General features: G+C 70.0%; 18 protein-coding genes. 11 read left to right on the top strand and 7 right to left on the bottom strand.

Annotation, left to right across the window (positions count from 1 at the left end):
• Nucleotides 1-12 precede the first annotated feature (12 nt).
• Both ACTIFV_RS16250 and ACTIFV_RS16245 read right to left on the bottom strand, forming a co-directional pair.
• Nucleotides 13-816 carry a bifunctional DNA primase/polymerase gene (locus ACTIFV_RS16250; RefSeq protein WP_439593848.1) on the bottom strand — a complete coding sequence of 268 codons (804 nt, stop codon included), beginning with the start codon at nt 814-816 and terminating at the stop codon, nt 13-15.
• A gap of 617 nt (nt 817-1433) precedes the next feature.
• Entirely contained in the window at nt 1434-1709 is a 276-nt protein-coding gene (locus ACTIFV_RS16245; protein ID WP_439593847.1) for a helix-turn-helix transcriptional regulator, read from the bottom strand.
• 160 nt (nt 1710-1869) lie between these two features.
• Between ACTIFV_RS16245 and ACTIFV_RS16240 the strand changes: the two genes are divergently transcribed.
• Genes ACTIFV_RS16240 through ACTIFV_RS16230 form a run of 3 tightly spaced genes read left to right on the top strand, consistent with a single transcriptional unit; the run spans nt 1870 to nt 4012 of the window.
• Nucleotides 1870-2142: a hypothetical protein gene (locus ACTIFV_RS16240; RefSeq protein WP_439593846.1), complete on the top strand. Its 273-nt coding sequence runs from the start codon at nt 1870-1872 to the stop codon at nt 2140-2142.
• Complete coding sequence (locus tag ACTIFV_RS16235; RefSeq protein ID WP_439593845.1) at nt 2139-2891, top strand: hypothetical protein; 753 nt, start codon at nt 2139-2141, stop codon at nt 2889-2891. The genes ACTIFV_RS16240 and ACTIFV_RS16235 overlap by 4 nt, the downstream gene beginning before the upstream one ends.
• Complete coding sequence (locus ACTIFV_RS16230) at nt 2888-4012, top strand: tyrosine-type recombinase/integrase (RefSeq protein ID WP_439593844.1); 1125 nt, start codon at nt 2888-2890, stop codon at nt 4010-4012. Before ACTIFV_RS16235 ends, ACTIFV_RS16230 begins: the two co-directional genes overlap by 4 nt.
• A 140-nt stretch (nt 4013-4152) precedes the next feature.
• On the opposite strand, the gene glnA is transcribed toward ACTIFV_RS16230, so the two are convergent.
• Entirely contained in the window at nt 4153-5577 is a 1425-nt protein-coding gene (glnA, locus tag ACTIFV_RS16225; protein ID WP_439593843.1) for a type I glutamate--ammonia ligase, read from the bottom strand.
• Nucleotides 5578-5710: 133 nt separating this feature from the next.
• On the opposite strand from glnA, the gene ACTIFV_RS16220 reads away from it, so the two are divergent.
• Nucleotides 5711-6112, top strand: a complete 402-nt coding sequence (locus tag ACTIFV_RS16220; RefSeq protein WP_439593842.1) for an RDD family protein — start codon at nt 5711-5713, stop codon at nt 6110-6112.
• On the opposite strand, the gene ACTIFV_RS16215 is transcribed toward ACTIFV_RS16220, so the two are convergent.
• Nucleotides 6109-6816 carry a DUF4191 domain-containing protein gene (locus ACTIFV_RS16215; protein ID WP_439593841.1) on the bottom strand — a complete coding sequence of 236 codons (708 nt, stop codon included), beginning with the start codon at nt 6814-6816 and terminating at the stop codon, nt 6109-6111. The genes ACTIFV_RS16220 and ACTIFV_RS16215 overlap by 4 nt on opposite strands.
• A 125-nt stretch (nt 6817-6941) precedes the next feature.
• Here ACTIFV_RS16215 and ACTIFV_RS16210 point away from each other — a divergent pair, with 125 nt between their 5' ends.
• Nucleotides 6942-8276 carry a hypothetical protein gene (locus ACTIFV_RS16210; RefSeq protein WP_439593840.1) on the top strand — a complete coding sequence of 445 codons (1335 nt, stop codon included), beginning with the start codon at nt 6942-6944 and terminating at the stop codon, nt 8274-8276.
• A gap of 18 nt (nt 8277-8294) precedes the next feature.
• Here ACTIFV_RS16210 and sucB read toward each other — a convergent pair whose 3' ends face one another.
• From sucB to ACTIFV_RS16195, 3 genes are all read right to left on the bottom strand, one after another.
• Complete coding sequence (gene sucB, locus ACTIFV_RS16205; RefSeq protein ID WP_439593839.1) at nt 8295-10073, bottom strand: 2-oxoglutarate dehydrogenase, E2 component, dihydrolipoamide succinyltransferase; 1779 nt, start codon at nt 10071-10073, stop codon at nt 8295-8297.
• Between the two features lie 82 nt (nt 10074-10155).
• Nucleotides 10156-11532 (bottom strand): dihydrolipoyl dehydrogenase, encoded by a 1377-nt coding sequence (gene lpdA / locus ACTIFV_RS16200; protein ID WP_439593838.1) that lies wholly within the window; start codon nt 11530-11532, stop codon nt 10156-10158.
• A gap of 2 nt (nt 11533-11534) precedes the next feature.
• Nucleotides 11535-12998 carry a leucyl aminopeptidase gene (locus ACTIFV_RS16195; RefSeq protein ID WP_439593837.1) on the bottom strand — a complete coding sequence of 488 codons (1464 nt, stop codon included), beginning with the start codon at nt 12996-12998 and terminating at the stop codon, nt 11535-11537.
• 89 nt (nt 12999-13087) lie between these two features.
• Here ACTIFV_RS16195 and ACTIFV_RS16190 point away from each other — a divergent pair, with 89 nt between their 5' ends.
• From ACTIFV_RS16190 to ACTIFV_RS16165, 6 genes are all read left to right on the top strand, one after another.
• Nucleotides 13088-14008: a proteasome assembly chaperone family protein gene (locus ACTIFV_RS16190; protein WP_439593836.1), complete on the top strand. Its 921-nt coding sequence runs from the start codon at nt 13088-13090 to the stop codon at nt 14006-14008.
• A gap of 218 nt (nt 14009-14226) precedes the next feature.
• Nucleotides 14227-15582, top strand: a complete 1356-nt coding sequence (locus ACTIFV_RS16185) for an RNA polymerase sigma factor (RefSeq protein ID WP_439593835.1) — start codon at nt 14227-14229, stop codon at nt 15580-15582.
• Nucleotides 15579-16886 carry a MurT ligase domain-containing protein gene (locus tag ACTIFV_RS16180; RefSeq protein ID WP_439593834.1) on the top strand — a complete coding sequence of 436 codons (1308 nt, stop codon included), beginning with the start codon at nt 15579-15581 and terminating at the stop codon, nt 16884-16886. Before ACTIFV_RS16185 ends, ACTIFV_RS16180 begins: the two co-directional genes overlap by 4 nt.
• Entirely contained in the window at nt 16883-17620 is a 738-nt protein-coding gene (locus ACTIFV_RS16175) for a type 1 glutamine amidotransferase (protein ID WP_439593833.1), read from the top strand. The genes ACTIFV_RS16180 and ACTIFV_RS16175 overlap by 4 nt, the downstream gene beginning before the upstream one ends.
• Nucleotides 17621-17641: 21 nt before the next feature.
• Nucleotides 17642-18262 carry an alanine racemase C-terminal domain-containing protein gene (locus ACTIFV_RS16170; protein WP_439593832.1) on the top strand — a complete coding sequence of 207 codons (621 nt, stop codon included), beginning with the start codon at nt 17642-17644 and terminating at the stop codon, nt 18260-18262.
• On the top strand, nt 18259-19287 hold the full coding sequence (locus ACTIFV_RS16165; RefSeq protein WP_439593831.1) for an alanine racemase: 1029 nt from the start codon (nt 18259-18261) through the stop codon (nt 19285-19287). Before ACTIFV_RS16170 ends, ACTIFV_RS16165 begins: the two co-directional genes overlap by 4 nt.
• Nucleotides 19288-19360: the final 73 nt, after the last annotated feature.

Below are 19360 nucleotides of genomic sequence, written 5' to 3'. Positions count from 1 at the left end.
AGTTCTCTCGGCTCAGCGCACGCGCGGGGCATCGGCCGCCGCGCCGGTCTTGTAGGCGCTGGCGATGGTGCTGACGGCTTCCAGCGCTGTCAGACCCGTTCGCACCGCCGCCGCCCTGAGTACCGCCTCCGCGTGCTCTCGCGGGGCGAACTCCGCCGCTCGGCAGGCGGCCCAGTAGAGCGTGGTGTTTCGCTGTCCGGGTACGGCCTCATCCACGCGCTTCGCGAGGCCGCGCAGGCGTGCGCCGGTGGCGGCGTCACCGAGTCGGACTGTCGTAGTGGGGCGGCTCTGGGCTGCGGCGACTCGGGCGTGGAGCAGGTCCAGAAGTGCCACCGGCGGCCGGGTGAACGGTGTGCCGGTGATGACGAGTACGCGGTCGGGCCCTGTGACGACGACCTGTGTGCCGGGCACCGGCCCGCAGACGTCCACGCCGGGCAGGATGCCGAGGTGAGGACCGACATCACCTGGATCGCGATACCACCAGTGCTGCCCGCCGCCGGGGGTGTAGCCGATTGCGGCGGGAAGTGGAACGTCCGCTCCGACGAGTTGTTTCCAGGAATGCGGGCCGTCGGCATTCTCGTGGTGGAGGTCGAGATCGATCACGATGGCACCGGAGCCGCGAAGTGCACAGGCCCATCCGTCGTGTTCACGGCGGGCCAGAATCGCTCGTCCCACCGGGCTGACGGTGGAAGCGTTTGCCCAGCCCGAATGACACGGCCGTTTTCCTCGGACGGGGTGTAAGCGAAGGCCGGGCAGAATCGGGTGCCGTTGTTCGATCGCCTTCTCGAGCGCGATGTGGGTGAGGGTGGATGACATTGACCTCTCACCACCTGCGTCGTCTAGCGACGAGTTCGTCAACGCCGTCGTGCATGGTGATGGTCTCCGTTTCGGGTCTGCGGCAGCGGGGGAGTGACGGCGCGCGAGTCAGAGGTCATCCAGGTCGAACGGCACCCAGCCCTGTTCGCGGCGAGCGTCTGCCTCGGCGCGAGCGTGATCCATGATCGAGTGGCAGGACCCGCACAGGGGCCGGTACATTCCTGCGCTGCCGCCGTAGGGGTAGCCGACACCCTGTGCTCGCTGAAGACGAGCGCCCGGCTCGGGGATGAAGGCGTAGGCGGAGGCAGGTGCTCCGCATCTCGCGCATGGGTGGTCGGATGCCGGGCCGCCCGCGGCTACGGCTGCGCGATGCAGCGCGTCGTAAGCGGGCGTAGGGAGAGCAGGCATGGGGCAGCCGCGTGAGCACCGAGTCGCTCGTCCGGCCAGCAGATTTGAGGCGTCGACGTGCGTCCTTGCCCCGCAGGCGCAAGCGACGGGCCACCGTCGCCCTGCGGGCGGGCCGGTCACGGTGAGCCAGCCGTACTGTTCGCCCTGGCGTGGGTGAAGCCGCTTGCGCCGCATGGCGGTGCCCCGGGGGGAGCGCTCCGTCACGGTGATCACCTCTCCTCGAAGGCGACGTTCACGAACGTGCGGACGTCGGACTCGCGGAAGAGGCGTCGGCCTCCGATGAGAGCTGACTTGGGGGCCGTGCCTTCCCGGACCATCCACCGCAAGGACCGTTCCGTGCGGTGCAGGGCGGCGGCGGTCTCGCGGACGTCCATGAGTCGGTCGAGCTTGATCGGCGGCTCGCGGTAGGGGTCCGGCGGGTCGGCGTTCGCGGGCGCGCCGCAGCTCAACGGCTCGTTGCGGCTATCTGACGGGGTGGGGATCATGGTGGACTCCGCATCTTTCGGACTTCGAATCTCCGCCTGATTCGGGTGACGGGCTCGTCACGCTAGCCGCGGATAGTTCCTGGTGTCAAGCATTATTGCGCTCCTATATTTTCGGAGCTATGCTCGTCCGTGTTACCACGCTGACCCCGAAAGGCTGCCCATGAACGTCCGCGACCTCCTCACCGCTCTCGAGGATCTGAATCCCGAGGCCGAGGTGCGCTTCGCACACCAGCCTCACTACCCCATCTGGGGGGTCGTGGGCGGAGTGGCAGTGCCGCCGCCGGCTGAGGCGACCGATCGCGAGGTCGCGGCGTGGGAGAAGGGCGACACTCACTTCGACGGCGCGTCGGTGGTGTACCTCACCGATAGCGAGTGGGCCGCGGGGGGCTATGCGCCGGAAGGTCTCTGGAACGAGTGGGCGGTGGCCCCGTGACCGGCACGCCTGAGGCTGCATGGGAGCTGCGAAAGGCCACCATCGGCGGCACCATCAAGCGTCTTCGGGAAGGCGGCGGTGCACGGCCGACGCTGACCAAGACGGGGGTGGTCAACGTCATGAAGGGGGCAGGGCACAACTGGAAGATCGACACCGTGACCCTCCTCGAGGATGGAAAGCGCACCCTCGCAGCTCACGAGGTCGAGGACCTCGCCAAGGCTCTCGGCGCTGACCCGGCGCTCCTTCTCGGCATCGGTGGCGACCCGGAGGAGGCGGAGCGCCTGGACGCCGTGCGCTACCGGCTCCGGGCGTGGGATGAGGCCGCCCATGAGCTTCGTCGGCAAGTGGTCCGGCTCGAGGAGGCTCGCCTGCAGGTGGCCCTTGAGCTTGACCGTCTCGAGGCTGAGGCTCCTGCACAGGTAGCCGCCGAGGTCGCTCGGGTGATGCGCTCGGCTGCTGACCGGCTCGTCAGCGACACCCTCGCCGCCTCCTACACTCGCGGCGTGGACGTGCGCTGGGTAGCAGCGCCCTCGGGAGCCCGCGAGGGGTCGCCGGAGTGGGCGCAGATGGGCGAAGGATCGCGCAGCTACGCCCACGTCACCGCCGCGCGTGACGATGGCCGTCTGCTGGTGACCGGCACCGATGGTGCGGGCGAGGAGATCGCCTACTCGACGGATGCCGGGGCTGCAGTGACAGAGCTGCTCGCTGACTGGCGTCGGGTGACCGAGCGTCCGGCAGGTGCACGATGAGCATCCAGAAGCTGAGCACGGGGAAGTACCGGGCACGCTACCGGGACGCCACAGGTAAGGAGCACAGCCGCCATTTTGCTCTCAAGCGTGACGCTGAGGAGCACCTGGCCCGGGAGTCGGCGTCACGGCAGGCGGGTGTCTGGATTCCGCCGGACCTTCGGCGGATCACGGTCGCGGAGTGGGCGGATCGGTGGGTGGAAGGCTATTCAGTCAACAGGCCCGGCACCGTGCGCTCGGCGCGCACGCATCTCGTGCGCATCAAGGGCCAGTTCGGTACGGCCCGGCTCGCTGACCTCAAGCCGAGCGACGTCAAGACGTGGATGGCCGAGCTTCAGGCCGAGGGGCTGGCTGACTCGACCCGGTACGCCCTACACCGCCGTCTGAGCCAGCTCTACGCGGACGCGATCCATGAGGGGCTGGTGACACGAAGCCCGACCTCGAGGCGTACGTCGCCCAAGCAAGGCGCGCAGCGTCCTTACGTCGCTACGACCGAGCAGGTGTGGGCGCTCCACGATGCGCTCCCCGTGCCGATGCGGGGGGCCGTGCTCCTCGGCGCTTTCGCAGGGCTGAGGGCGGGGGAGATGGTGGCTTTGACGATGGCCGACGTCGACTTCATGAGAGGCGTCGTCACGCCGCGAGTCCAGTACAGCGAAGGCACATTCGAGGGGCCGCTGAAGACGCCGATCAGCGCGACCCCGATCCCGGTGCCGCCGGATCTCACCCTCAGCCTGCAGGCCGTGCCGCGGGAGTACGGCACCGTTCACCTCGTGGTCTCCATGTGGGGCCAGCCCATCACCCCGGCCCGCCTCGACGTGCACTTCAAACGCGCAGTGAGGCAGGTGCCCTCGCTGCCGGACGCCTTCCGCCTGCATGACCTTCGCCACTACTTCGCGAGCATGCTGATCGCCTCCGGGCTCGACATCAAGACGGTGCAGGCCCGGGTGCGGCACGCGAGCGCGAAGACCACGCTGGATGTTTACGGGCACCTGTGGCCCGACCGGGATGACAGCACCCGCGCGGCCCTTGCGGCGGCCATGCGGCGGCCCGAGCCTGCCCCCGCGCTCGCGGTCGGTGGGGCGCAGGTGCTGCCGCTCACGCGCCGAGGGCGCAAGGACCTCTGACCCCGAGTCGTCCTCATGACGAAGGCCCCCGACCGGTAGCGGTCGGGGGCCTTCGTCATGCTGTGCGCAGGAAATGCGGACTGGATGCGGACTCGACCGAGAATCGTTGAGAAGAATCCCCGGTCAGGCACACTTTATAGTTAGACGCCGAAATACAGCTCGAACTCGAACGGGTGCGGGCGCGCGGCCAGCGGCTTGATCTCGTTCTCGATCTTGTACTCGATCCACGTCTCGATGAGCTCGGGCGTGAAGACGTTGCCCTTCGTCAGGAACTCGTGGTCGGCGCGCAGCGCCTCGAGCGAGTCGAGCAGCGAGTTCGGCACCTGGGGGATGTTCTTGGCCTCCTCGGGGGGAAGCTCGTAGAGGTCCTTGTCGACCGGCTCGTGCGGCTCGATGCGGTTCTGGATGCCGTCGAGGCCGGCCATCAGCTGGGCCGCGAACGCCAGGTACGGGTTGCCCGAGGCATCCGGCGCACGGAACTCGATGCGCTTGGCCTTGGGGTTGGAACCCGTGATGGGGATGCGGATCGCCGCCGACCGGTTGCCCGCCGAGTAGACGAGGTTGACGGGGGCTTCGTAGCCCTTCACGAGACGCTTGTACGAGTTGAGCGTCGGGTTCGTGAACGCCAGCAGAGCGGGCGCGTGGGCGAGGATGCCGCCGATGTACCAGCGGGCGATGTCGGACAGACCGCCGTAGCCCTTCTCGTCGTAGAAGAGGGGCTTGCCGTCGAGCCACAGCGACTGGTGCGTGTGCATTCCGGAGCCGTTGTCGCCGAACAGCGGCTTGGGCATGAAGGTCGCGACCTTGCCCCACTGCTCGGCCGTGTTCTTGACGACGTACTTGAACTTCAGGATGTCGTCGGCCGCGTGCACCATCGTGTCGAAGCGGTAGTTGATCTCCTGCTGTCCGCCGGTGCCGACCTCGTGGTGCGAGCGCTCGAGCTGCAGTCCCGCCTCGATGAGCTTGAGCGAGATGTCGTCGCGCAGATCGGCGGTCTTGTCGACGGGTGCGACGGGGAAGTAGCCGCCCTTGTAGGGGGTCTTGTTGGCGAGGTTGCCGCCCTCTTCCTCACGGCCCGTGTTCCACGCGCCCTCTTCGGAGTCGACGCTGTAGAAGCTGGCGTTCTGCGTCACCGAGTAGCGGACGTCGTCGAAGATGTAGAACTCCGCCTCGGGGGCGAAGAACGCCGTGTCGGCGATGCCGGTGGACGCGAGGTACTTCTCGGCCTTCTTGGCGACCTGACGCGGGTCCTTCGCGTAGATCTCTCCCGTGCGGGGGTTGTAGATGTCGAAGACCATGATGAGCGTCTTCGCCTCGCGGAACTGGTCGAGGTAGGCCGTCGACACGTCCGGGATGAGCTGCATGTCGGACTCGTGGATGTTGGCGAATCCACGGATCGAGGAGCCGTCGAAGAGCTGGCCGACGGTGAAGAACTCCTCATCGACGGTCGCAGCGGGGATGTTGAAGTGCTGCTGGACACCAGGGAGATCCGTGAAACGGATGTCGAGGAACTTGACGTCCTCGTCCTTGATGAACTTGAGCACCTCGGAAGAATCTTTGAACATTAAGGCTCCAGAGGTAGGGCATTCGGGAACGTCGGCCCGCGGACGGGCTTGTGAGCACGGTACCGGCGGGGCATGTCCCGGCAGTGACACCATTGTTTCCGGCATGTTACACAGGTCTGATTAGGCTGGCACGATGCCAGACGAACTCCCTGCGGGCTTCTATCCGGGCGAACGCCTCGGTCTTCCGGCGGAAGGCTCCGGCAGCCTTGCGAAACTCGGACGCCGTGTGGGCGGGATCGCGATCGACTGGGCGTGCGCCGTCCTCATCTCGATCGCGTTCTTCTCGTACGACCCGATCGCCACGCTCGTCGTCTTCATCGTCGTGCAGTGCGTCTTCATCCCGACGATCGGCGGCAGCCCCGGCCATCGGCTCACGGGCATGCGCGTCATTCGCGTGACCGGGGGATGGCCCGGCCTCTGGCGCCCGATCGTCCGCTCCGTCCTGCTCGCGCTCGTGGTCCCGGCTGTCATCTGGGACGCCGACAACCGCGGCGTGCACGACAAGGCCGCCGGAACGGCACTCGTCCGCGCTTAGCGCGGGCGCGGCGCGCGGGCCTTCGTGGGGTCGATGCCCTTCGGGATCGGCAGGGATGCGAGCGACTGCGACACCGAGTCCACCCGCTTGATGACGGCCGCCATCGTCGCCCGGTCGATGGCCTTCGGGTACGACTTGATCGTGGAGGAGAGCTTCGCGATCGGCACCTCGTCGTCGCCGTGACCGATGTAGATCACGTGGACGGGCACGCCCGACGCGACGCGCTGCACCTTCGAGCGCTCGTCGTTGACCAGCCGCGTGAGGCGGCCGCGCGCACCTTCGCCGACGATGACGACCCCGCCGCGGCCGATCGCGCGGTACACCGCCTCCTGGGTCTTGGGGTTCACGCCTACGGGCATGTCGCTCGCCTGCCACCGACGGCCGAGGGAGGTCGACAGCACGTGGCCGGTCGCGCCGGGCATCCCGTCGAGGCGCTTGTACATCGCGCGGGTCGAGAGCCGCGTCATCAGCATGAGCGCGCCGAGGACGCCCAGCATGAGGCCCGTGACGCCCCACAGGATGACGCTCCACACGGCGACGGGCGGGAGCAGGAAGCCGACTGCGATACCGGCGCCGATGCCGAGGAGGACGATGCCTGCGAGGAGGAACGGGAGCCAGCGGAACGCCTTCTGCGTGAAGGTGTAAAGGGTGCTGAGCTGGGAGAAGAAGCCGGGACGCTTCTCGGGAGCGGTACTGCGGGCCATGAGCACCAGCCTACCGTCGGCACAGGGGAGGCATCGGCTCCTCCTCAGGTGACGTTCGCGCACAGCGTTCCACCGACGTGCTCGTCGAATCGGGCGGGCGACGCGGGGCGACGGATGCTCGGAGGGTGACCGCTGACGCCACCGACCGCCTTCTCGCCCCGTACCGCGCAGTGCGGCGGATCGCCGCCCCCGTCGACGGGCCGTGGTCGGGTGTCCTGACGCGCACCGCGTCGGGGCTCTCGGGCGTGCTCGTCGACGCGCGCACGCTGGGCGACGACTGGGCGGGGTGGGATGCCGGCGCCGACGGCCACATCGCGGCGCCGCTCGATCTCGTGCGCACGGCGGACTCCCACCAGGTGCTCCTCCCGGCCTGTGTCGAGCGCCTCACGGACTTCCTGCGCCGGCGCCGCGATGCCGGCGTACCGGTGGGTCGAGGAGAGGCCATCACCATCGGCGTGAGTCTCGTGCGGGCGATCGCCGAGCTCGGCTCCCGCGTGCATGCGGCGAACGGCGAGTGGTGGCTCACCGATGATCGTCGGCCCGTCATCGCGATGGGGGTGGGGGAGTCCGTCGCGGCGGACGAGACGCTCGGTGTCGTGCGCGAGGTGTCCGCGGAGGTCCTCGGCATGCCGTGGGAGGGGTTCGACGAGCTCGTCGCGCAGGGCGGGGCCAGCATCCGGGACTGCACACGCATGGAGGACGAGCTGTTCGCGCACGCGGCAGCCGAGCCGCTGGCGGACACCCCCCTGTCGCCACGGCGCTCTCTCGTCGCAGTGAGTCCGGGACATCCTCCGCGTCGCGTGCGCGAGACGAGCCTCGGTGACGAGTACGAGGAGCACGAGGAGCACAGAGGATGGATGGACCAGCTGACGCGACACGTGGACGCCGACCTCGCCGATGCGGTCTCGCGGGCGACGACGGGAGTGTGGCGGCGTCTGCGGACGCGCAGGCCCCGCGGGCGGCGCTCCCCCCTGCTCGTCGCCGCCGCGGTCGGCGCGGTGGTCGTAGCCGGCGGCCTGCTCTGGCCGGCCGGGGGATCCCAGCCGGTCGCCGCCGCCCCCGACGCCTCCGCCTCGCGGGTGCCCGAGACGATGGCCGACGCCGAGCCGACGCCGGGCGCACACGCGATATCAGCGGCCGAGGGCGAGCCGGAGGCGCAGCCGACGGCCGACACCGGCCTGGAGGCGATCGCTGCCGAACTGCTCAGCGCGCGGACTGCGTGCCGAGAGGATGCGGGATGCCTGACGGATGTCGTCGCTCCCGGGGCGGGCGCCTTTCCCGAGGGGGTGATCGACCTCGACGCGCGTGACCGCGCGCTGTCCATCGTCGACGAGTTCGGGGGCGTCGCGGTGCTGCGCGCCGACGACCTGTCGGGCGTCCTCGCGTCTCAGCTCATCGTCGTCCAGCAGGACGGACGACGATGGCTGTTGCGCGACGTGTATGTCGCGCAACAGCCATGATCGTTCGTGCCGGGGGTGTCAGACTCCGAGCTGCGGGGCGAAGTCCGAGGCCTCGAGCCGGGCCTTGACCGCACCGAGGAACCGGGCGGCGTCGGCGCCGTCGATGATGCGGTGGTCGTACGACAGAGCGAGGTACACGTACGAGCGCACCGAGATCGCGTCCTTGCCGTCGACCGAGACGACACCCGGCTTCTTGACGACGGCACCGAGGCCGAGGATCGCGGACTGAGGCAGGAACACGATCGGGGTGTCGAACAGCGCGCCGCGCGATCCCGTGTTCGTGAGCGTGAACGTCCCACCCGCGAGCTCGTCGGGCTTGAGCTTGTTGTCGCGCGTGCGCGCCGCGAGGTCGGCGATGTCGCGGGCGAACTGCGCGATGCTCTTGCCCGCGGCATCCTTCACCACCGGCGTCAGGAGCCCACGCTCTGTGTCGACGGCGATCGCGATGTTCTCGTGCGCCGGGTAGACGATGTCGCTGCCGTCCACGGTCGAGTTGATGATCGGGTAGGCCTGGAGAGCCTCGACGGCGGCGACCGCGAAGAACGGAAGGAACGACAGCTTGTCGCCCGTCTTCGCCAGGAAGTCCGCCTTCACGGCGTCGCGATACGAGGCGAGCTTCGTGACATCCACTTCGACGACCGTGGTGAGCTGGGCGGTCTGCTGCATCGAGGCGACCGCCCGTTCGGCGATCACCTTGCGCAGACGCGACATCGGCTGGGTCGTGCCGCGCAGCGGCGACACCTCGAGCGGAGCTGCGGCGGCCGGTGCGGGTGCAGCGGCCGCGGGCGCGGATGCCGCGGCGGCGGCCTTGAGCACGTCCTCCTTGCGGATGCGACCACCCACTCCCGTGCCCTTCACGCTCGCGAGGTCGACTCCCTGCTGCTGCGCGAGTCGACGCACGAGCGGCGTCACGTAGGAGATGCCGTCGTCGTCGGACGCGGCGGCGGGTGCGGATGCCGCGGGAGCCGCCGGTGCGGCAGCAGCGGGGGCAGCAGCCCGAACGGGCGCGGGAGCCTCAGCCGGAGCGGATTCTTCCGGCTCGGCGTCCTCGGTCGCGGCGGAAGGAGCAGGCTCCGCGGCGGGTGCCGCTTCGGCGGGCGCCGCAGGGGCGTCGGAGGCCGGGGCGGAACCGTCGCCGATGCGAGCGAGCACGGCGCCGACCTCGACGGTCTCGTCCTCCTGGACGAGAACCTCCTGCAGCACGCCGGCGATCGGCGAAGGGATCTCGGTGTCGACCTTGTCGGTGGAGATCTCGAGAAGGGGCTCATCGACCGCGACGTCGTCGCCGACCTTCTTGAGCCAGCGGGTCACGGTGCCCTCGGTGACGCTCTCGCCGAGCTCGGGAAGGACGACATCCTTGCCACCCGAGGCCTCGGGCGCGGCTGCCGGTGCCTCGGCCGCCGGTGCCTCGGCCGCCGGTGCCTCGGCCGCCGGTGCCGGCTCCGCGGCTGCCGCGGGCTCTTCGGCGGCGGGCTGCTCAGCGGCGGGCTGCTCGGCGGCGGGCTGTTCAGCCGCGGGCTGCGCCTCGGCCTCGGCATCCGCGTCCGACGACGCGCCGGAACCGTCTCCGATCTTCGCGAGGACGGCGCCGACCTCCACGGTCTCGTCCTCCTGCGCGAAGATCTCCTCGAGGACACCGCTCACGGGGGAGGGGATCTCGGTGTCGACCTTGTCGGTCGAGATCTCGAGCAGCCCCTCGTCCGCCTCGACGGTGTCGCCGACCTTCTTCAGCCAGCGGGTGACCGTTCCCTCGGTGACGCTCTCGCCGAGCGCGGGGAGGACCACGGAAGTGCTCATGGGCTTGTCTCCTTCAGGATGCCGATGTGATGTCTAGCTTAGTGATGCCACTGCGCTCTCGTGCCGCGCACACGGCTGCCGCTCAGAGCGCGTGGAGCGGTTTGCCCGCGAGGGCGAGGAACGCCTCGCCCAGTGCTTCGCTCTGCGTCGGGTGCGCGTGGAGGTACGGGGCGATGTCTTCGGGATGCGCCTCCCAGCCCACGGCGAGCTGCGCCTCGGTGATGAGCTCCCCGACGCGGTCGCCCACGAGGTGCACGCCCAGCACGGGGCCGTCCTTCGCCCGGACGACCTTGACGAGGCCTCCCGTGCCGATGATCTCGCTCTTGCCGTTGCCCGCGAGGTTGTATTCGTACGACACCACGCCGTCCGCACCGTGGGCCTCGACGGCCTGCGCCTCGGTGAGGCCGACGGAGGCGACCTCGGGGTGCGAGTAGGTCACCTTGGGGATCTGCAGGTCGGGGACGACGACCGGTGAGAGCCCCGCGATCTCCTCCGCGACGAAGATGCCCTGCTGGAACCCGCGGTGCGCGAGCTGCAGCCCGGGGACGATGTCTCCGACCGCCCACACGTGATCCACGGCGGTCCGCAGCCGCTCGTCCGTGGGGACCACGAATCCGCGATCGATCGTGACGCCGGCCTCCTCGAATCCGAGCCCGGCGGTCGCGGGGCCGCGGCCCACGGCGACGAGCAGGTAGTCGGCCTCGAACGTCTTGCCGTCCTCGAGCGTCACGGTGACGGCATCCGCCGTCTGCGTCGCGGACTGGAAGCGCACGCCGAGCGCGTACTCGATGCCGCGCCGTCGGAACGCGCGCTCGAGCGCCTTGCTCATCGCGACGTCCTCGTTCGGGACGAGGTGGTCGAACGCCTCCACGATGGTGACCTGAACGCCGAACGAACGCCAGACGCTCGCGAACTCGACGCCGATGACCCCGCCGCCGAGGATCACGACGCTCGTGGGGATCTCGCCGAGCTCGAGGGCCCCCTCGCTCGTGAGGATGCGGCCGCCGATCTCGAGCCCCGGCAGCGTGCGGCTGTACGAGCCGGTCGCGAGCACGACGTCGGTGCCGCGGTAGAGGTCGTCGCCCACCCGCACGGCGGGTCCCGCCTCCAGACGGCCCTCGCCCGACACGACGGTGATCCCGCGCGCCTTGATGAGGCCTTCGAGGCCCTTGTACTTCTTCGCGACGATCCCCTCGCGGTAGGCGCGGACCCCGGCCGGGTCGACGCCGTCGAAGGTGGTGCGGATGCCGATGGACGCGGCATCCCGCGACACATCGGCGACCTCGGCCGCGTGCAGCAGCGCCTTCGTCGGGATGCACCCGCGGTGCAGGCACGTGCCGCCGACCTTGTCCTTCTCGATCAGCGCGACCGTCTTGCCGAGCTCCGCGGCACGGATCGCGGCCGCGTAGCCGCCGCTGCCGCCGCCGAGGACGACGAGGTCGAAGTCGTGGTCCGCCATGTTCACTCCTGTCCCGCGATGAAGCGGATGAGCGACCGCACCGTCGCGGCCGTCGGTCCCTTGTCGGTGTAGCCGAAGCCCGCGCCCTTGTTCATGCCCACGCCGGCGATGTCGAGGTGCACCCAGGGGATGCGGGGGGCATCCGCGTCGTCGGACGTGCGGCCGACGAAGCGCTGCAGGAAGAGACCCGCGAAGAGCGAGCCGCCGGCCGGATCGCCGATCTTCGCGTTCTGCAGATCGGCGATGGGGGAGTCCAGCTCGTCGTTCATGTGCGCCGGCAGCGGCAGGTGCCAGGCGAGTTCGCCGACCTCGGCTGCCGCGGCGAGGTAGTCGGCGACGGCGTCGTCCGATCCCATGACGCCCGTGTGGCGCGTGCCCAGGGCGATCGTGATGGCGCCCGTGAGGGTCGCGACGTCGACGATGACATCGGGATGCTCGCGGCTCGCGGCGACGAGGCCGTCGGCCAGGACGAGGCGCCCTTCCGCGTCGGTGTTGAGCACCTCGACGGTCTGGCCGTCGGCCATGCGCAGGACGTCGCCCGGGCGGGTCGCACGGCCGGACGGCATGTTGTCGGCGATGCAGAGCCACGCCGTGACGTGCACCGGCAGGGCGAGCGCGGCCGCCGCGCGCAGCACGGCCAGCGCCGTCGCCGCACCGCACATGTCGTACTTCATGCCGACCATCGACGCGGCAGGCTTGAGCGAGAGACCGCCCGTGTCGAACGTGATGCCCTTGCCGACGAGCGCGACATGACGCGTCGCACCCGCGGGCGCGTAGTCGAGGCGCACGAGGCGCGGAGGACGGTCGGAACCCTGACCGACGCCCAGGATGCCGCCGAACCCGCCCTCGCGGAGAGCGGCTTCGTCGAGGACCTCGACGCTCACGCCGCGACCTTCCACCGAGTCCACTGCGCGCTGTGCGAAATCCTCCGGGCCCAGCCACTCGGCGGGGATCGAGACCAGATCCTTCACGAGCGCGGCCGCGTCGGCGATCGCGGCGGCTGCGGCGAGGGCTCCTGGATCCTCGTCCGTCGTGCCGTGCACGACGACGTGGGCCGCGCGGGGCTTGGGCGCTTCGGACTTGTAGCCGTCGAAGCGGTAGCCGCCCAGCGCGGCGCCCTCGGCGGCCGCGCCCCATAGTGCGGGATCGGCGAGCGGTGCGGCGACGGCGACGGTCTCGAACCCCGTGAGGGTCCGGATGCCGGCACCCACGGCATCGCGGAGGGCCGCGGCATCCGGAGCCGATCCCGTGCCGACCACGGCGAGCGGAGTGGACGTGCTCTCGGGCGCGTAAGCCCGCACGAAGGAGCCCGGGGCGCCGGTGAACCCGACGGCCGACAGCGACTCGCCGAGACCCGGCCAGTCGGCGATCTGCTCGCCGTCCAGTGGGGGCAGAGCGAGCAGGATCGCGTCGGCGTCCGACTCTCTGATGGGGGTGGTTCGGTACTCGAGGTCGGGGAAGGCCATGGTCTCCATCCTAGGTACGCGACGATTGTTCGCTGTGAGCGGGATCGCCCGCGCGCCCGCGGGTGATGCGCGGCTCGTAGCATGGATGCATGCCCTACACCGGTTCGCTCTACGAGCGCTCGGCCTCCGCACCGCCCGTGCCGCCGGGGCTGCCGTTCGTCATCGCGCTGACCGGCTTCACCGATGCGGGCAGCGCCGTGAGCCAGCTGGTCGACCACTTCCGCGAAGAGCTCGAGCCCATCCCGCTCGTCGTCTTCTCGAACGACGTCCTTCTGGACTACCGCGCTCGGCGCCCGATCGTCTCCTTCGAGCAGGACCACCTGACCGACTACCGACCGCCCCGCCTCGAGCTCTCGCTCGCACACGACGCGCTGGGTCAGCCCTTCCTCCTGCTCGCGGGGTACGAGCCCGACTTCGCGTGGGATGCCTTCAGCGAGACCGTCCTCGCGTTCGCCGACGACTACGCGGCCTCGACGGTGACGTGGGTGCACGCGATCCCCATGCCCGTGCCCCACACGCGCCCGATCGGCACGACGGTGAGCGGGACGCGCAGCGAGCTGACGGAAGCGCACTCGGTGTGGCAGCCGCACACGCAGGTGCCGTCGACCGCCGGTCACCTCCTCGAGTTCCGCTTCGCCGAAGCCGGCGCGCGCGTCGCCGGATTCGTGCTCCTCATCCCGCACTACCTCGCCGACACCGAGTACCCCGCGGCGGCCCTCGCGGGTCTCGACAGTCTCGGCGTTGCGACGGGGCTCGTCTTCCAGGGCGACGACCTGCGCGACGAGAACAAGGATTACGTGGCGAAGGTCACGGAGCAGGTGGAGGGCAGCGAAGAGCTGTCCCGCATGCTGCAGGGCCTCGAAGAGCGTTACGACTCCTACATGGCGGGTTCGACGCTCGCGACGCCGATGATCCACACCGGCGATCTCCCGAGCGCCGACGAGCTCGCCGCGGAGCTCGAGCGCTTCCTGGCGAGCCGCCCTTCTCCCGACGAGGACAAGCGGGCCTGACGGAATGCCACGACGCCCGTGGGCGTTGTGGATGAAGCATCCGCTCCTCACGTCGTGTGGTATCAGCCGACGGCGAGTATGAGATACTGGATGGATCGACCCGTTGTCAACTGGTTCCGCAGGCGCGTCCTGGCGGTCTCGGGACTTGACAAGGGTCTTACTAGTGTCCGAAATCTCCCGAGGGCCTGCGACGAAGGCCCACCGGTGAAAGGCGAACCGTGACCCCTGGCACGACTACGAAGGCCCCCGCGACTGCGGCGAAGGACACCGAGGCTGAGCTGACCGAGACGGTCGCCGCCGAGAAGGCTCCCGCCAAGAAGGCGCCCGCGGCCAAGAAGGCCGCACCCGCGAAGAAGGCTGCGCCCAAGACGGCCGCGAAGCGCGGCGCGAAGAAGGACGACGACGAGGGCGACGTCGAGATCGACGAGGTCGAGATCGAGGACCTCGATGTCGACGACGACGAGACCCCCGCGCCGAAGGCCAAGGGCCGCGCGGCGAAGTCCGCAGACGACGCCGAGCCGGCGGCCGAGTCCGAGGATGACGACGACGAGGAGGAGAGCACCAAGCCCGCCTTCACCGAGCCGCTGCCGACCGGCGCGATCGTCATCTCGTCGTCCGACGACGAGGACGTCCCGGTCTACTCGACCCAGATCACGGGTGCGACGGCCGATCCGGTCAAGGACTACCTGAAGCAGATCGGCAAGGTGCCGCTCCTCAACGCGGCCGAAGAGGTCGAACTCGCGATGCGCATCGAGGCGGGTCTGTTCGCCGAGGAGAAGCTGTCGCACATGTCGGCCGTCGAGAAGACGAAGCAGCTCGGTCTCGACCTGCAGTGGGTCGCCCGCGACGGTCAGCGCGCGAAGTCGCACCTGCTCGGCGCGAACCTGCGTCTGGTGGTCTCGCTCGCGAAGCGCTACACGGGCCGCGGGATGCAGTTCCTGGATCTCATCCAGGAGGGCAACCTCGGTCTCATCCGTGCCGTCGAGAAGTTCGACTACACCAAGGGCTTCAAGTTCTCGACCTACGCGACATGGTGGATCCGCCAGGCCATCACGCGCGCCATGGCCGACCAGGCGCGGACCATCCGCATCCCGGTGCACATGGTCGAGGTCATCAACAAGCTCGCCCGCGTCCAGCGCCAGATGCTCCAGGATCTCGGTCGCGAGCCCACGCCCGAAGAGCTGAGCCGCGAGCTCGACATGACCCCCGAGAAGGTCATCGAGGTGCAGAAGTACGGGCGCGAGCCCATCTCGCTGCACACGCCCCTCGGCGAGGACGGCGACAGCGAGTTCGGCGACCTCATCGAAGACACCGAAGCGGTCGTGCCGGCCGATGCCGTGGGCTTCACGATGCTGCAGCGCCAGCTCGAGTCGCTCCTCGACTCGCTCTCGGAGCGCGAGGCGGGCGTCATCCGCATGCGCTTCGGCCTCGGCGACGGCCAGCCCAAGACCCTCGACCAGATCGGCGACACGTTCGGCGTGACGCGCGAGCGGATCCGCCAGATCGAGTCCAAGACGATGGCGAAGCTACGTCACCCGAGCCGTTCGCAGTCGCTGCGGGACTACCTCGAGTGAGCGGCGCGACCGGGAGCGGCATCCGGTACGCGCCAGCGATCCTCGCCGGCAAGCTCGCGCGCTTCGCGACGCGCTTGCGCGGCGGTGGTTCGGCGTTCCCGGGCTACGTCGCCAACCGCATGGCGCCCTCGCTGCTGCGCACGCTCGGCGGCCAGTTCCCGTACGGCGTCGTCTTCGTGCTCGGCTCGAACGGCAAGACGACCACGACGCACATGATCAGCGAGATCCTGCGCGCGCACGGCCTCAAGGTCTTCACCAACCCGACGGGGGCGAACCTCCCGCAGGGCGTCACGAGCGCTCTGCTCGCCGACGCGACGCTGACCGGCAAGGTGAAGGCGGATGCCGCGGTGCTCGAGGTCGACGAGGGCTTCGCGGCCGAGCTCGCCGACATCCTCGACCCCAGCGTCATCGTCGCGCTCAACGTGCAGGTCGACCAGCTGTACCGCTTCTACGAGACGGAGCGCGTCGCCGACATGATGCTGGACGCCGCGACCCGCGCATCCGGAATCGTCGTCGTCAACCGCGACGACCCGTACCTCAGCAAGATCGACGTGTCGTCGTTGAAGGCGCCCGCGGCGTTCTTCGGCGCGTCGGCGGAGGTCGTCGCCGCGTCGGCGCACGGCCTGGTCAACGCGCTCGACACGCGCAGCGGCGAGACCGGCACCCGCGTGCAGGATGCCGCGAGCGAGGTCACATCGATCTCGGGTCGCTCGGTCGAGGTGCGCCTCGGGGATCAGCAGATCGCGATCACCCTTCCCGCTCGCGGGCTGCACTACGCCGTCGATGCCGCCGCGGCCCTCAGCGCGGCGCAGCACGTCCTGGGAGCGCGATTCGACGCCGGGGACGCGATCGCCGGCTTCGCCGCCATGGCTCCGGCGTACGGGCGCGGTGAGCTCGTGCCGCTCCGCCGGGATCCGGCGGGCGAGCAGGTCGAGTTCGTCATGTTCAAGAACGGACCGAGCCTGCAGCTGAACGTCGATGCGCTCGACGGCGCTCCCGAGCGCCTGCTGATGGCGATCGACGAGGGCACGCCGGATGTGTCGTGGCTCTACGACGTCGACCTCAGCGCGTTCGACCACGTCGACGTGGTGACGGGCGAGAAGGCGCATCAGATCGCCCTGCGGCTCGCGTACGCGGGCATCCCGATCGGCACCGTCGAGCCCGACATCGAGAAGGCCGTCGAGCTCATGCGCGGTTTCGCGCCGACCGCCGGCGACCGCCAGATCTGGTTCGTGAACTACGAGCTGATGATGCTCGGCCGACGCATCCTCGGCTACGGCGATCAGGAGGTGGCGCGGCGATGACGAACCTGCACATCGTTCAGCTCTACCTCGATCTCCTCGGCATCACCGGCGACAGGGGCAACGTCGACGTTCTCGCGACCCGCGCGCGTCTTGCGGGGCACGAGGTCACCGTCGAGGCCGCCGGCATCGGCGACCCCTCGCCGGCTGCCGCCGACATCGTCGTGATCGGCAATGGTCCGCTCTCCGCAGTCCGTGCCGTGCGCGATGACCTCGCGTCGCGGAGCGCGTGGCTCTCCGAGAGGCGAGCGGCCGGCGCATCCGTCTTCGCCGTCGGCGGCGGCGCGGAGCTCCTGACGGAGGGGATCGCACTGCTCGACGGCACGTCGGTCGACGGTATCGGGATGCTGACGGCGCGCGTCGCACGAACCCGCACCCGCAAGGTGGGCTACGTCGTCGCCGACACGGTCGACGGCAGGCTCGTGGGCTTCGAGGACCACGCGTCGGAGTGGTCGGTGTCGGATGACGCGGCCCGCTACGGGCGGGTCGTCTCGGGCATCGGCGGCATCGCGGGCGGCTTCGAGACCGTCGCGGCGGACGGCGTCTGGGCGACGAACGTGCAGGGCCCGGCCCTGCCGCTCAACCCGCAGCTCGCCGACGCGATCCTGCGGCGCGCACTGGGCGACGCGTATGCGACGACCGACGCCCACGCCGCGATCGACGCGCACGCCCGTGCGGCACGCGCCGAGATCGAGCGTCTGGCCGCGAGCAAGCACTTCACGGCGATCAAGCTCTGACCCGCGGATAGTCTGAAGCGCGTGATCGCCGACCCTGTTGCGCTCAGTGCGCCCGTCGCGCGGATCTCGCTCGACGCGATCCGGGACAACGCGCGCCGACTCGAGCGCGGTGCCACGGTGGGCGTCGGCGCCGACGCGTGCGGCCATGGGGCAGCGCAGGTCGCGTCGGTCGTCTCCGCGCTCGGGCTCGAGATCGCGCCGGACTCGACGGAGAACACCGACCGGCTCCTGGGGCTCATCGACGGCTTCTCGCCGGCCCTCCGCCTGTCGGCCACCGTGCTGAGCGTGAAGGCGCTGCGCGCGGGCGAGGGCGTCTCGTACGGCTACGCCCACCGCGCCGAGCGCGACACGCGTGTCGCGCTCGTGGTCGGCGGATACGCGCAGGGAATCGTGCGCGCGCTGGGCGACCGCGTGACGGTCGCGATCGCGGGGGAGCTGCATCCCATCGTCGGTCGCGTCGCCATGGACGTCTGCGTCGTCGACATCGGCGACGCGGCGGTCGCGCGCGGAGACGAGGTCGTCTTCTTCGGCGACCCGGGTGCCGGTGCGCCATCGGTCCGCGAGTGGGCCGACGCGACCGGACTGAGCGCACTCGAGATCGTCACGACGGTCGGTCTCCGCGCCCACCGGGAGTGGCTATGAGCCCCGTGCTGCGCGTCGACCTCGACGCCTTCGCGGCGAACCTCGCCCGCATCCGTGCGCGCGTCGAACCCGCTCAGCACATGCTCGTCGTGAAGGACGACGCCTACGGGCACGGGCTCGAGCAGATCGTCCGCCGCGCGTGGCGCGAGGGAGTGCGGTGGTTCGGGGCCTTCGACGTGCGCACGGGCGCCGAGGTGCGTCGTGTCGTGGGCGCTGATGCGCGCGTCTTCGTGTGGATCGCGGCGTCCGATGCCGAGCTGCTCGCGGCGCTCGACCTCGACCTCGACATCGGCGTCGGCGATATCGCACTGCTCGACGACGTCGCTCGACTCGCGAGCGGCGCACGCGCCAGGGTGCATCTCAAGATCGACACGGGACTGCACCGCAACGGCATCCGTCCGGAGGAGTGGGATGCCGCCACCCGCCGAGCGGCGGAGTACGAGGCATCCGGTGCCATCGTCGTCGAGGGCATCTGGAGTCACCTCGCCGAGGCGTCCGATGAAGAGGACGACGCAGCCGCCGCGGTCTTCGCCGCTGCCGTCGAGACGGCGCGCGGCGCGGGCCTGGATCCGCGGCTGCGGCACCTCGCCGCGAGCGCCGCGTCGTTCGAACGGCCGACCTTCCGAGGAGACCTCGTGCGGGTCGGTGCGTTCGCCTACGGGATCCGTCCTGCGGGTGGTCCGGGGGAGGACGACCTGGGCATCCGCCGCATCGCGTCGCTCGTCGCGCCCGTCGTCGCGGTCGAGGCCGACCGCGTGCGCGTCGCGATCGGATCGGTCCACGGGCTTCCGTCCACCCTCGCCGGCAGCGTCTCGGTCGGCACGCCCGTCGGCCTGCGTCCGCTCATCCACATCGGAGCGCTGGAGAGCGCGGTCGGTGCCTGGCGGGAGGCGCTGCCAGGCGATGAGATCGTCGTGTACGGGGAGGGCGCCGCTTCGGCGACGGACCTCGCAGAGCAGATCGGCACCATCGGCGAAGAGATCGCCGTGCGGGTGTCCCCGCTCGTCGAGCGGGTGTGGGACTAGGTGTTCTTCCCCGACACGTTGTGATCACGTGAGGTGAGCGAAGACCTCCGGGACGATGTGGGTACCACCCTCA

This window comes from Microbacterium sp., assembly GCF_051860965.1.
In the GTDB taxonomy this organism is placed as follows: domain Bacteria; phylum Actinomycetota; class Actinomycetes; order Actinomycetales; family Microbacteriaceae; genus Microbacterium.
The sequence above is the reverse complement of the archived record's forward strand: the minus strand, read 5'-3'. Positions and strand labels throughout refer to the sequence as shown.

Excerpts from the sequence above, each read along its gene's own strand:
- ACTIFV_RS16250 (WP_439593848.1), bottom strand. The coding sequence starts at position 816 with ATGTCATCCACCCTCACCCACATCGCGCTCGAGAAGGCGATCGAACAA.
- ACTIFV_RS16245 (WP_439593847.1), bottom strand. The coding sequence starts at position 1,709 with ATGATCCCCACCCCGTCAGATAGCCGCAACGAGCCGTTGAGCTGCGGC.
- ACTIFV_RS16240 (WP_439593846.1), top strand. The coding sequence starts at position 1,870 with ATGAACGTCCGCGACCTCCTCACCGCTCTCGAGGATCTGAATCCCGAG.
- ACTIFV_RS16230 (WP_439593844.1), top strand. The coding sequence starts at position 2,888 with ATGAGCATCCAGAAGCTGAGCACGGGGAAGTACCGGGCACGCTACCGG.
- glnA (WP_439593843.1), bottom strand. The coding sequence starts at position 5,577 with ATGTTCAAAGATTCTTCCGAGGTGCTCAAGTTCATCAAGGACGAGGAC.
- ACTIFV_RS16220 (WP_439593842.1), top strand. The coding sequence starts at position 5,711 with ATGCCAGACGAACTCCCTGCGGGCTTCTATCCGGGCGAACGCCTCGGT.
- ACTIFV_RS16215 (WP_439593841.1), bottom strand. The coding sequence starts at position 6,816 with ATGGCCCGCAGTACCGCTCCCGAGAAGCGTCCCGGCTTCTTCTCCCAG.
- sucB (WP_439593839.1), bottom strand. The coding sequence starts at position 10,073 with ATGAGCACTTCCGTGGTCCTCCCCGCGCTCGGCGAGAGCGTCACCGAG.
- lpdA (WP_439593838.1), bottom strand. The coding sequence starts at position 11,532 with ATGGCGGACCACGACTTCGACCTCGTCGTCCTCGGCGGCGGCAGCGGC.
- ACTIFV_RS16195 (WP_439593837.1), bottom strand. The coding sequence starts at position 12,998 with ATGGCCTTCCCCGACCTCGAGTACCGAACCACCCCCATCAGAGAGTCG.
- ACTIFV_RS16190 (WP_439593836.1), top strand. The coding sequence starts at position 13,088 with ATGCCCTACACCGGTTCGCTCTACGAGCGCTCGGCCTCCGCACCGCCC.
- ACTIFV_RS16175 (WP_439593833.1), top strand. The coding sequence starts at position 16,883 with ATGACGAACCTGCACATCGTTCAGCTCTACCTCGATCTCCTCGGCATC.
- ACTIFV_RS16165 (WP_439593831.1), top strand. The coding sequence starts at position 18,259 with ATGAGCCCCGTGCTGCGCGTCGACCTCGACGCCTTCGCGGCGAACCTC.